The sequence below is a fragment of the Thalassospira sp. NFXS8 genome (genome assembly GCF_040148805.1).
Taxonomy (GTDB): Bacteria; Pseudomonadota; Alphaproteobacteria; order Rhodospirillales; family Thalassospiraceae; genus Thalassospira.
Genome location: NZ_JAGEMF010000002.1, coordinates 308,043 through 320,699, shown reverse-complemented (window position 1 = coordinate 320,699; position 12,657 = coordinate 308,043). Strand labels below are relative to the sequence as shown.

Here is a 12,657-nt window from a genome sequence, read left to right as displayed (position 1 = left end):
ACCGGCACATGCCGGTCTTTTTTTGTCTTGTCCTCACGCTCTCGATATCCCCGGACACTTACATATCCCACCCTGTACATCTCCCACCCTGCCATTTTCCTGGAACGGTGGGTTATCAGCATCGGGCACCGTCTGCCTTCAAAGCACTTTTCCGTTAAAGTACCCGTGTTATTCGAGACTGTTTTTTAGCCCATTTTCGATTATCACGTGGCAAAGCATGCGCAAAGATAACAAGGTTTCGCGTGACGGCGGTTATTGCCTGTTTCTTTTAATAACACCTACTTTGTTTGTTTTGGCCTATCGTTTGGCACGGTCCGGTGCTGCGCATCGGGCGAACCGTATAACACAACCAAATATCACCAAAAACAAACCCGGCGGGCCGGTGCAGTCTGCCGCCTGGCAAAATGGCCCTTATTAAAACGGATACTTTGGCGCCTGCTGATTAACGATAACGCCGATATCATCTGCAAAGCCGCAATAACCGGCACATCCCGCACAAGGCCCCATACGCGACCCCATCGTAAAATGTCTAACCAGGTCAAATGCGGCTCTTTTTCCAACGCATGGGTCACAACGTGTAAAACGGCCTATAAAAACCGGTAGCCACGTCCTTCAAGGCGAAGACAGGTTAGCTTATTGGAATAATACGCCCCGGTATCAAGTCCGATTCGGTTGTGGCAAACCACAGGTTCATCACCCACAGTATGACCATGAATTACAACCTTCGCCAACGGTGCGGCATGGCTTAAAAATGGTTCACGAATCCAGCGCAAAATATCTGGCCCCTGCCCGGCAATCGGTCGTTCCGGGTCAATCCCGGCATGAACAAACAAATAATCGCCCAGTTCGTAACTATCGCGAAAATCTGCAATAAACCTGTCATGTCCGGCATCGGCCATTGCGGCCCGCAAATCTTCCGAGGCCTTAACTGCTTTAGCATTGTTAAAGGCACCGGCCGCGACCGAAACATTATAGCTTAGCAAAGTTTCAGCCCCGCCATAGCCAAGCCATTCAAGGCTGTTTTCCGGGTCATCGAGAAACCGAAGCATAAATTCCTCGTGGTTTCCCATCAGCCAGATTTGACGAAGCCCGGCCTTTTGCTGGTCTAAAATCAGATCAATAACATGTTTGCTTTTTAAGCCGCGATCGACCAGGTCCCCAAGATAAACCACCGTCTTGCTCTGCGATGACAGCACCGGATCGGCCAGTATTTTTACAAGCTTCTTTTCCAGCAGATCAGCACGCCCGTGAATATCGCCAATGGCATACACCACGACATCCGCCGGAACGCTCGCCTCATCAAGCGAAACCTGCTTCTTAACCGATTGCGTCGGCTTGCTTTTTTTTCGAAACCAGCCAAACATGAAATACCCTCTTGTTTTCCTGGTGCGAAACACCGGAAAAACCATTAATCCGCATTAAAACAAAACCGGCCCGAAGAACCCGAACCGCCAATATGGACACCCGGTAAAACCGTTATCCGATGCCAAACCGCATCGTCCATCCCAACGCGACACAGCGCCAACAGCGTTACGAACAATAGCTACGCCGACACGATCCGGCCAAAACATCACCTCTGGTGGCAACCTTTGCTGCCCTCTGTCTGGGCTATGCAACCTGTGACCGGCCTAATCTTTTGCCACCAGCGTCATATAAATCCAGACACGATATGTTTTTCCATCCGGCCCGATATAGGAAAAATGGCCCCAGCCATTTTTCTGCTCAATCAAATGAAGAGGGGTCGTTTCCGGCATGGCAAACGCCACTTCAAAATCGGTTCCCGGCCCCATCCGCGCATTAACATTGCCCGACGTTGTTCGCCAAACATCACCAGACGGCGCATCTGCCGCGTTCGCCGCAGTTGTATTCTCAGGCGATGGGGCCGTCTCTTGCTCACTGGCTGTCATGCCAGACACATCGGTTGCTGCTGTATCCACCGGCATGGTTGCGGCATCATCCGTGGTATCTGTTTCCGGGGAAACCGCCTTTCTGTCGCCGTCTGCGGTATCAAGGGCATTGGTCATTCCCAGTGCTTCGGACTCGCGCGTTTCCATTTCTTTTTGCGCATCTGCTCCGCCAGTGGCGCCGGCATCATCCATTGCGGCAAATTCAAGCGGGCGGCCATCAACCACCAGCTGGCTTAACTTCCAGCACTGATCGGTCGTTTTTTCCTGCACCGAACAAACATAGTCAATCTGTCCGTAATAGGCTGGCGATAAATTGCCGCTCCGGGCCGTTCCGCGGAACACCCAGCTGTCATCCTCGATGCGGTCGCCTGGCACCAGCATGGCAATCTTGTAACCATGCACCTCAAAAACCGGCGAAACCTGATCGGCAATTCCTGAATAAAGCTGCGCTGGCGACGGATAAAACCGGTCAGCCATTTTCTGCTGTTCGGCTTTTTGCTGGTTCCAATACAACCATCCGCCCACGGCAACCAGTCCCAGAACGATAATTCCAATTAACAGCTTTTTCATCCGCACCCGCTTTTACAAGACCTACCTGACACACCCGGAAATCGAATGCGACTTACCCCGTCCCATCAGGGCCGCGTATCTTCCTGCCTGCATCCTATGAATCTGATCCCTTTGAATCCAGTCACAAATTTAAATTTCATTCAATCTTGCGGTTGCTTTTTCTGTCCTTAAGCTCCCGGGTTTCGGATTATGGTAAATTTCCCCCTATATTCATCACATCAATTTATATTTCTGCTTCCTGGCCCGTCAATTTGGCCTGTATTTGGGCAAAAACGTGCCAAATTCACCCTGTTTTATGGTCAAAACGGCCCTCGCGCAGCACTTCATATTCGACTGTTTAATGCCGAAATTCATATTATGTTATTGACGAGACATATCACCTATTTTAGGGTGCGGCCCTGGCTTGGCGATGCGATCAGGCACGCGTACACCTTCAAAGAGAAATAACCATGACCCCAAATGATCTGAAAAAGGCACTGGCCTCGGGCCTGCTCTCCTTCCCAACCACCGTTTTTAACGATGATTACAGCTTCAACGAAGGCCGCTATCGCAAACAGGTCGCGTGGCAGTCCGGTTTTGGCGCAGCTGCCCTGTTTGCCGCTGGCGGCACCGGCGAATTTTTCTCGCTTTCCCCGGACGAAGTGGTTGCGGTTGTTCGCGCGGCCAAGGCCGAAGCTGGCAACACCCCGATCCTGTCAGGCTGTGGTTATGGCGCCGGCATTGCCCCGAAACTGGCGCGCGCCACACAGGATGCCGGTGCCGACGGCATTTTGCTGCTGCCCCATTATCTGGTGGGGGGCGATCAGGAAGGCCTGTTTAACCATATTCGTTCGGTTTGCGATGCGGTTGAAATCGGCGTCATTGTCTATAACCGCGATAACAGCATTGTTTTACCTGACACCCTGGCAAAGCTGTGCGACGTTTGCCCGAACCTGATTGGCTTTAAGGATGGTGCCGGCGATATCGACCTGGTTGCGCGGGTTTGCAACAAAATGGGCGATCGTCTGACCTATATTGGTGGCATGCCCACCGCCGAAGTTTACGCCCAGGGCTATAAAGCCATTGGCATGACAACCTATTCCTCTGCGGTGTTTAACTTCATGCCGGAACTGGCGCAAAAGTTCTATGCGGCCGTTACCAGCGACGATGCAGCGACAGTCAAATCATTGCTGGAAAACTTCTTTTACCCCTATGTCGCCATTCGCGACCGGGGCGCAAAGCGCGGCTATGCCGTTTCCATCGTCAAGGCGGGCCTGAAGGCCATTGGCCGCGATCCCGGCCCGGTGCGCGCACCTTTATGCGACCTGCGCCCCGATGAATATAAAATGCTGCAGGACCTGATCGCCAAAAACAGCTGATTTGGCGAAATGATTGGAAAACATGATATTGGACTTGCGAAATATTATGTTGTCTGACAAGCATAGATAAGATGAGTTTGGGGCAGGCAGGCAAATTGGCCCGTTCTGCCCCCTTTTACCCGGCCACATGGCGCATGCCATGAATGACAAAAGCAACATCCCGGATCCGCGTCTGAAATGAGACCCATCAAGGAGGGAACGATGATCAATCGTTTGTTTAAAATCGCCGCAATCGGCGTTCTGGCTGCGACTGCCTTTTCAACTGCTTCATTTGCTGCCGATTATCCCAGCAAGGATATTCGTATGATTATTCCGTGGGGCGCTGGCGGGGGCACCGACGGCATCGTGCGCAAGCTCAGCACCATTGCTGAAAAAGAGCTGGGCACATCGATCTATGCCGAAAACATTGAAGGCGGCGTTAGCGCAACCGGTGTTCTCGAAGTCATGAAAGCCCGCCCCGATGGCTACACCATTGGTTCGCTGACCTACGATTCTGTTGTCACTGTTCCCTGGCAGGGTTTGCTGCCGACCTACAAACTTGACAAACTGAAACTGATCGCCCGCGTCACCAGCGAACCGGACGCCCTGATCATTGCGTCGGATGCACCGTATAAATCGGTAGATGACCTGGTGAAGGCCGCCAAGGAAAACCCGGGCAAAATCAAGGTTGCCATTCAAAATACCGGGTCGCGCCTGCACTTGGCGATGCTGCAATTTGAAAAACTGACCGGCACCGATTTTAAACTGGTCGCCTATCCGGGCGGTGCTGCACCGCAGAAAGAAGCCATCCTGTCCAAGGAAGTCCAGGTTGCTGCCACCAGCCTTGGCGATTTTTCATCGCTGATTGAATCGGGCGATGTTAAAGGCCTGGTCGAATTTTCCGACAGCCGCAACCCAACCTACAAAGACGTCCCGACCGCCAAGGAAGAAGGCATCGACCTTCAGATTGGCAGCTTCATTGTGCTGGCCGCCCCGGCAAAAACCCCCGATGACATCGTTGCCAAAATCGAAGCGGCCTATAAAGCCGCCCTTGATAGCGATGAATTTCAGACCTGGGTTGCCAAAGTTGGCGTTGCACCGAACTGGCTGGGCACTGCCGAGGTTACCGACTGGGCCAATGACACCCAGGCGACCCTGTTCAAACAGATGCAGACCCTCGTTGACCAGGGCGTGATCAAGAAATAATCATTTCCCTATCAAAGGACGGCGGCCAAACTGGCCGCCGTTCCCCATTTTGACGACCCTTGTCGAAACGGAGACGACCAAATGAAGTCCGGTTCATCGGGCGGCTGGGACAGACGCCTAATCCTGCCTTTCGTGCTCTTTGTGATCACCAGCATTTATCTTGCCACCGCCCTGCAAATTACCGCCCAGTTTGACGAAGGACTGGTTGGCCCGTCCTTTGTGCCGGTGGTCGCATCCATCCTGATGTATGTTGCGCTGGCATTCGTTGTTTTGGGAATGCGAAACGAGACGGACACCGGCGAACGCGAGAAACTGAATCTCGTGGCTCCCATCAAGGTGGTTGTCGTCACAGCCATTTATATTCTAGCCTTCAAGCCGCTGGGATATCCGGTTTCGACATTTTTATATGTTTTCGCCCTGCTCTACATTTTTGGGCTGGAAAATACCGGCCTGATCAAACGTCTTGTTTATACCGCCGTCATTACCGCCGTTTTCTATGGCCTGTTCGCGGTGATTTTTCAGGTTCGTCTGCCGTTGTTTGATACCGACTTCTGGGGGATGTTCTAATGGACTTTACCCTTCACATTCTCGGCGGTTTTGCCGCCCTGACCGACCCCACCGTGCTGGGCTATATGATTATCGGCTTTTTGATCGGCACCTTCTTTGGCGCTGTGCCCGGCCTGACATCGGTTCTTGCCATTGCCCTGCTGCTTCCCATTACCTATAGCCTTGATGTTGTGCCCGCCCTTGTCATGTGTGCGTCGATTTTCATGTCAGGCATGTATGCGGGTTCTATTACGGCCACCACCATCAATATTCCCGGCGCGCCATCTTCAATGATGACCTCGATCGAGGGCTATGCCCTGATGAAAAAGGGTGAAGGGGCCAATGCCCTGGGCCATGCTGCGCTGGGTTCCATGATCGGGGGGGTGATTGGTGCCCTTTTGCTGATCTGCCTGACACCGGTTGCCGCCAAGCTGGCATTGCTTATTCAAACGCCTGGCAAATTTTCGCTGATTCTGTTTGCCCTGATCGTCATCGTTATTTCGCAGCGTAACGCCATTGCCAAAGGCTTTGTCGCCACCCTTTTGGGCATCATGATTGCCACTATCGGCATTGATGTGATGCAGCCCATTGCCCGGTTTAACTTTGGTACCGAAGTGCTGGTAGAAGGCATCGACATGATGCCGCTGATCATTGGCACCTTTGCAATCAGCGAAATTCTGTTTCAGGCCTGCGAAAACCGGAACGCCCTGACTGTTGATAAAAAAATCATCGACATTCCCCCCATTCGCCGCCGCGACTTTTTCCCCACCCTGGCGGAAATTCGCGAGATCGGCATCTGGACCTATTTGAAAAGCGCCATCATTGGCTATTTCATTGGTGTTCTGCCCGGGGCTGGCGGCTCGATGGCGGCGTTTGTGTCCTATGCCGAGGCCATGCGCAAATCGAAGAATCCCGACCTGTATGGCAAGGGATCGCGTGAAGGCATTGCCGCGGCCGAAACCGCCAACAATTCGATGTGCGGCGGGGCATTTGTGCCCATGCTGATGTTTGGTATCCCCGGCGATCCAACCACGGCCATCGTTTTGGGTGTTTTGATTATTAACGGCCTGCAACCCGGCCCGCGCCTGCTTGATACCCAGATCGACCTGATCGCCCCGATGTTTGCATCGCTTCTGATCAGTGCACTGGTGTTGATACCGCTAACCCTTTACCTGCTTGGCCCGTATTTCGTTAAAATCGTCTCGATCCGCAAGGCGGTACTTTATTCCTGCATCGCGGTTGTTGCCCTGGTTGGCAGTTACGTTGCCACCTATTCGCCGTTTCAAATGATGCTGGCTTTGGTGTTTGGCGTACTGGCGTTTTTCCTGCGTGCGCAAAAATACCCCACCGTTACCCTGCTGCTGGGCTTTATCCTTGGCCCCGATCTGGAACAGTATTTGCGAAGGGCATTATCGCTAAATGATGGCAACCCGCTGACATTTATCACCAGCCCCGACAGCCTGTTCTTCCTGGCCTTAACGGCGGTGTTTTTCTACTTCATGGTTGTCCGCACACCGCCGGCAGCCAAAAAAACCTGATCACGGTAACGCAAGATATTGCCAATACCATTAATTTGCGCCACTGACGTTTAACCACGTCAGTGGCCATCGTATTTCAAAGACATACCGGTAATCCTGAAACACAGCCTTGCCGGGCAGATGCAAGGGACCCGGGCATGATATCTTCCCTGATTGATCAGTTAGGCCCCATTTTTTTGCTGGTTGGAGCCGGATATGTTCTGGCCTGGCGCGGCTTGATCGGTGCTTCGGCCATTCAGGGCCTTACAAAAATGACCTTTTGGGCTTTGATCCCGGCCACCCTGTTTCAAACCATATCGTCCAACCGGGTTGCGGAGCTTTTTAATCTTAATATCTGGGTCTGTTACTATGGCGCGGTTATAAGCGCCGCCCTGATTGTGTTTGTGGTGCTGACCCGCTGGCAAAAGAACAACCGTGCGGAAGGCATTGTGCTAACCTTTGGCGCAATTTTTTCCAATATCGGGATGCTGGGCATTCCCGTGATTGATATTCTTTATGGCCATGACGGGCTTTTGGTGTTGGCAACCATTCTGTGCATTCATGCGCTAAGCCTGCTGACCCCGACCATTCTGTTAATGGAATGGAGCCGCAACACCAAAGGCAACCCCAGTGCTGTTCTGGCCAATACGCTGCGGGCCCAAATTTGCAATCCCATCATTATTGCCATTTTAAGTGCCATTGCGGTGGCGTCCTTCGATGTCAGGATGCCGGTCGTGGTGGATACATTTTTCACCATGCTTAAACAGGCCATGCCGCCCATTGCCCTGATGTTGATCGGGGCAGGCATTTACGGGCAAAAACTGCGCGGCAACATGACCACCAGCATGATCGCGGCCACCGCCAAGGTGTGCCTGCTGCCGGCACTGGTCTTTACAATCGGTCTGGCCCTGGACATGCCATCAAAAATTATGGGGCCTGCCATCATGGTCGCTGCGCTGCCGCCCGGGGTGAATTCGGTTCTTATGGCGGCATCTTATGACACCGCACGCGAACGCACCGCGACCACCATGCTGGTTGCGACCCTGATGTCGATTGTGGTTATTCCGTTGCTGGCAATTTTGCTGGTCTTGCCCGGCGAATAACTGGTTTTGTTATGCATTGAAGCATAGCTCTAGAATCGAGATATATAAATTTAGAGTAAATAACCTATTCTATATCACCATATCGACCAGTGGCTGCCGACTTCATAAGAATCGAAAACACCTCTTGAGACATCTACTCAAAAATTTTCGTTAAAAATCGTAACAGAGATTAGCTATCAGACTTTCAAATTCTTCAATATGCGGGATTCCGGAAATATCTTTTGCAATATTTTAATTTGATTGGCATCCAATTCTTCAATAGAAGAGGATTTTTCAAGTGCACTTTTGCCGCCAAGTTTTGAGATACTTCTGGAAATAATATTAAACTGATCCCCTGAGAGTGACGGGAGCGATTCTATCAACCTTGAAGCCAAGTTAACTTTTAATTCAGTCGACAACGACTGTTCATCGATTTTTTTGATCTGTTCAATCACCACGGATCGTGTTTCAACATCTTCATTTGATTGCAATATGGATTTCACAATAGCCAAATCGCGCTTAAAAAAATCACTAAAACGTATCATCACGCGACGTTTTTGGGAATCATTCAACGTATCATCGGAAATCACCATACCCACAATAGCTACTAGATGATCGTCAATGCAATCAAGCCACGTCACAACTGCACCATCAGGTTGGCCAAACAAAGATTTCGGTTGCGAAGACAGCACGCCCTTTAAAACTTTGTAGTTAGCTTCGGAATTATTTGCACTAACAACGGACTTAAGCAACGCGCGTAACTGGTCAATTGTAAGATCAGCATGATAATTGCCCGCTAGAATAGTAGCTACATGATTAGGCTCCAGAATCTTTCCTACATACGGGGATTTATCGAAAATACTGTCGGGAGAAACAATCCAAACTTTAGGTATCACGGATGCAATCTGTTTTTCAGTACTTGCACTTGCAATACCATTCTCTGACAAACTAATCATAGAACAAAGCACATCACCTATGCCTTGATTGCCGGAGTTGTTCTCGATGAACTTGCACGACCGTTCAACAATATTGTCTGGGTTGTAATTACCGCAATGCTCATCCACGATCGGCCAGTGTCCCGCCATCAGACGATGGAGGGCAATAAAGGCTTCAGGTGCACCTGCCGCATTTTCAAATAGGGGCAAGAGTAATTTTGCCGTCTGACCTTTCGACGAAGCACTAAATAGAGCCATTGCACTTGGATAGATTCTAGTTAAAAAGTTTGTATCGGCATGCATATCACGTAACCGAATAAACAACCGCCTCAAATGATCGGACCAGGGCAATTCTCCCCAAGTCTTAATAGGAATTGAACGAGCAAACTGATAATAACGTTCTGATACGGCATGATCGGGCAGCGGCTGATTAATCAAGGTATCCATCTGCGCAACTAAACTGGTCGCGTGGCTGCCCTCAAAGAATGCGGCCTCTCGCCCTACATGGGCACAGACTTTGATCGGCGTATCCTTCCAATTACCCTGTATTATATTTGTGATCGCGGTGTCCCATGCCTGTTTGACGCTGTCCCGCAAGAGGTTTAGTGCACGAATTGCATACTCCTCGCATTCTTCTGTTACAGCCCAAGCTGTTATCAGCGGCTCGATTGCAGCGCCAGTTTCACTATCGATTTCCGTTCGCCATTGCGTGAAGGAATCGTTAAATACGTTTGCTCCAACCTTCCAGTTTAAAGGCCAACTCTTGTCATCATCCAGTTCCTTCTTCAAACGCCCAGCAAACGCGGATAGGAAGTCTCTTGCTTGAGCATCGGACGCCAGCTCTCTGTATTTCTCGGCCACCTTCCACGCTTCCTCCACTGCGATTGCTGGTTGGACCGAAATCAATCGCGTAAGCTGTTCCCACATGATCAGCCGATCCTCCTGGCCATTTTCAGAGAGCTGATCAAATACTGCCACTATCCGGTAGAGCGTTTCTTGTGGCGACAAAATCGATTGTGGTTCGGTCTCAAACTCGGTGATTACCTGGGCAGAATACTCACTACCAAGGTCGGTTAAAAGATGCTCACTATGCTGAGCCATGAGGCTTTCAAGGTCCACAAACAACAACGTATGGCGCTTGTCGCCAACTTGGATCGCGCGCGAAAGAAGCCAACTCAACAGCATTTCATCTGCCAATGTTGGTAGTTTATTTATTTTGCGTACATCCAAGGCTAAATCGAGTACTTCGCGAACGAATTGCTCTCCTTCCCGAAGGTTGATTGCCCCACCAGAAGCATGGCGCCATTCGATAGCACCATCACAAAGGAAATCTGCTATGAACTTCTCGGCAACTTCTCGCCGATCATCGCGCGTCGCATGCTTAATAATTTTATGTGCGGCTTTCGGTCCGACGTTGATGCGAACCTCCTTGAGGCTAACCATCTGCCGAAGTAATGGGGTTAATAAGCTGCGGCGACGTTCTTCTGGGATGCGTTCGACAAGTGCCGCAAGCACGCGAGATGCATTAATACGTCGAGACGACGTTTCCTGAGTAAGCGTGTCTGTCAACCCCTCGAGAAGAGTAATATCTTCCTGACCAAGAACATTGTTATCCAAATCCCGGCCAAATCCTTCAAGAACACCGCGGACATCGCCAGACACAAGAGCATCACGAATGGCTGGCGCACGATCCCCGAATTGGCGAGTAACCGAGTCCTCCGCCAATCGCAACAGTGGTTGCAGACTCTTCGGCCAACGCAAATCCTGAATGCTAGATAGATATTGGCGTAGCTTTCTATGCTCGATTTGAACATCGGAGCCAAGTTTACCATCTGCGTCTTTAACGAGGAATTTTGACAACATATCCTGTGTAACTACAGCTTGATCAGCCGCTTTTTCTGTGCCGAATACGACACGGCAAAACTCGTGAATGAACTCTGGACGCGTCTGAACACATCCGTAGAAATCCGGAAAATCAACCCGTAAGACGCAAAGCGCGGCCAGCGATAATGGATGCTCGGTCACAGCACCCTCATAAAGTGCACCGGGTGCAGATGATCCGATACCCCCCCTTTCTCGCTGCTTGGCTATCCACCATGACTGTATAAAAGCGTTCAGTAGCTGGATTGCGTTACGCGGGCTTTGAACATCGACATGAATAAGTCGGTCAATAATATTTGCCGCAGATAGCCCTTTGGATTCCAGATCGAAGACGATTTCGCTGGCCCCTGTTAGCTTGTTCTCGGCGAATTGACGCATATCCTGCTTCGGGAAGTGTGGAATTTCCAACCGGAATTGGAACAACCTATCAAGATAGCGACGCGCATCGGCACGAGAAAATACAGAACCGGGTAATTCCGTAGCACCTAACCGACCACGTCCACGATGCAAAGCTTCCGCAATCCTTTCTTCGTCGCAGGAAATCACAAATACGACGCCGAAACCATTTGTATCATTATTGAAGGGTAACTCAAGAAACGTACGGATTGCATCAAGACCACTGACCATTTCAGGTGCAGAGAGGCGATCAAGGTCGTCAACAAAAACGATAAGACGCTGGCACTGTTTTCCAAAACCATTGCGAAAGCGTTCTATTTGCTCTGTCAACAGCCGTTCGTATTCCTCGGCCGATGTGGATGGAAAAGAGAACGCTGTTTGCGGAAGAAACATCGCTGGCGTCCGGACTCGAAGGTCCACAACATGCTTGCCTATCCACCCAGTAACAACAAGTGCGGCAACTGCAATGCTGACGAGCGATATTGAATCGTCAATTCCCGTGTATTTGACGAATACAACGATAATCAGAAGAATCAAAGCGAGGAGAATAGCAAAAACTCCAGCTGTACCGACGAGTTGACCAAAGGCCTCTCCAGCCCACTCCTGGAATGACCGTTTATGATGAGTGACGCTGTTGACCTGTTCAAAAAGTTCACGGCGAAGCGCCGCTTCGTCTCCACCAAGTTGTCGAAAGGCATCACGAAGAAGAGCCCGCTTCAAATCTTGTTCACCACCAAACCGCCATGCATTGAAAGTGATAACATGAAAACGGTCTGACCTTCGGCTGCCAACCTTGCCGATTTTGTCACTCATCAAGCCGTGTCTGTACAGTTCCTTAATTGTGCTTTTACCAGTGCCCCACGGACCAAGAAGACCGATGCTAAATGGCGGGGTATTTAGAGGTGATTCAACCAAGTCTTTTAGCGCGTCAGCATAGGATTGATGGCCGAAAGCATCGCCATCACGCTCGCTTAGCTCACGATCTAGAATACTCGGCATTCCGGGAGGCGCAGCCTTCGACTTTGGGTTGCTTTTTTTCATTGATCCTCCCTTAAAGGCTACGGTGTTTCGTCAAACTATATCCGCAAGTATTTTCTGCATTTTTATCCTACCTTACCCCACACTCTTTTGGTTAGAAATCTTGCTTCAAACGCGCTCGCCAAGATAGAAAAGAGGCGGAGGAAAAGATGGTATCAACGATAGAAATTTCTGAAATCTACTGTGCAGCCAAAGTGGTTTGTTCAATAATGAACAAGATGATTTAAGAAATCGGCGGTTAT

8 protein-coding genes are annotated in these 12,657 nt (G+C 50.5%); 5 read left to right on the top strand and 3 right to left on the bottom strand.

Features of this window, described 5'->3' with window-relative positions; genetic code table 11:
- Positions 1–587: 587 nt before the first annotated feature.
- On the bottom strand, positions 588–1,364 hold the full coding sequence (locus J4E05_RS10795; RefSeq protein ID WP_349595305.1) for a metallophosphoesterase family protein: 777 nt from the start codon (positions 1,362–1,364) through the stop codon (positions 588–590).
- Positions 1,365–1,628: 264 nt separating this feature from the next.
- The gene (locus tag J4E05_RS10790; protein ID WP_349595302.1) at positions 1,629–2,477 is read right to left on the bottom strand and encodes a hypothetical protein; all 849 of its coding nucleotides are present in this window, start codon (positions 2,475–2,477) and stop codon (positions 1,629–1,631) included.
- A gap of 449 nt (positions 2,478–2,926) precedes the next feature.
- Between J4E05_RS10790 and kdgD the strand changes: the two genes are divergently transcribed.
- From kdgD to J4E05_RS10765, 5 genes are all read left to right on the top strand, one after another.
- Positions 2,927–3,835 carry a 5-dehydro-4-deoxyglucarate dehydratase gene (gene kdgD / locus J4E05_RS10785; RefSeq protein ID WP_349595299.1) on the top strand — a complete coding sequence of 303 codons (909 nt, stop codon included), beginning with the start codon at positions 2,927–2,929 and terminating at the stop codon, positions 3,833–3,835.
- Positions 3,836–4,036: 201 nt separating this feature from the next.
- A complete protein-coding gene (locus J4E05_RS10780) occupies positions 4,037–5,020 on the top strand; it encodes a Bug family tripartite tricarboxylate transporter substrate binding protein (RefSeq protein ID WP_085593193.1) in 984 nt (327 codons plus the stop codon).
- An 81-nt stretch (positions 5,021–5,101) separates the two neighbouring features.
- A complete protein-coding gene (locus tag J4E05_RS10775; protein ID WP_349595296.1) occupies positions 5,102–5,587 on the top strand; it encodes a tripartite tricarboxylate transporter TctB family protein in 486 nt (161 codons plus the stop codon).
- The gene (locus J4E05_RS10770) at positions 5,587–7,104 is read left to right on the top strand and encodes a tripartite tricarboxylate transporter permease (protein WP_349595293.1); all 1,518 of its coding nucleotides are present in this window, start codon (positions 5,587–5,589) and stop codon (positions 7,102–7,104) included. The genes J4E05_RS10775 and J4E05_RS10770 overlap by 1 nt, the downstream gene beginning before the upstream one ends.
- A gap of 137 nt (positions 7,105–7,241) precedes the next feature.
- On the top strand, positions 7,242–8,186 hold the full coding sequence (locus tag J4E05_RS10765) for an AEC family transporter (RefSeq protein ID WP_349595290.1): 945 nt from the start codon (positions 7,242–7,244) through the stop codon (positions 8,184–8,186).
- Positions 8,187–8,362: 176 nt separating this feature from the next.
- Here J4E05_RS10765 and J4E05_RS10760 read toward each other — a convergent pair whose 3' ends face one another.
- On the bottom strand, positions 8,363–12,418 hold the full coding sequence (locus tag J4E05_RS10760; protein WP_349595287.1) for a KAP family P-loop NTPase fold protein: 4,056 nt from the start codon (positions 12,416–12,418) through the stop codon (positions 8,363–8,365).
- Between the last annotated feature and the right edge of the window lie 239 nt (positions 12,419–12,657).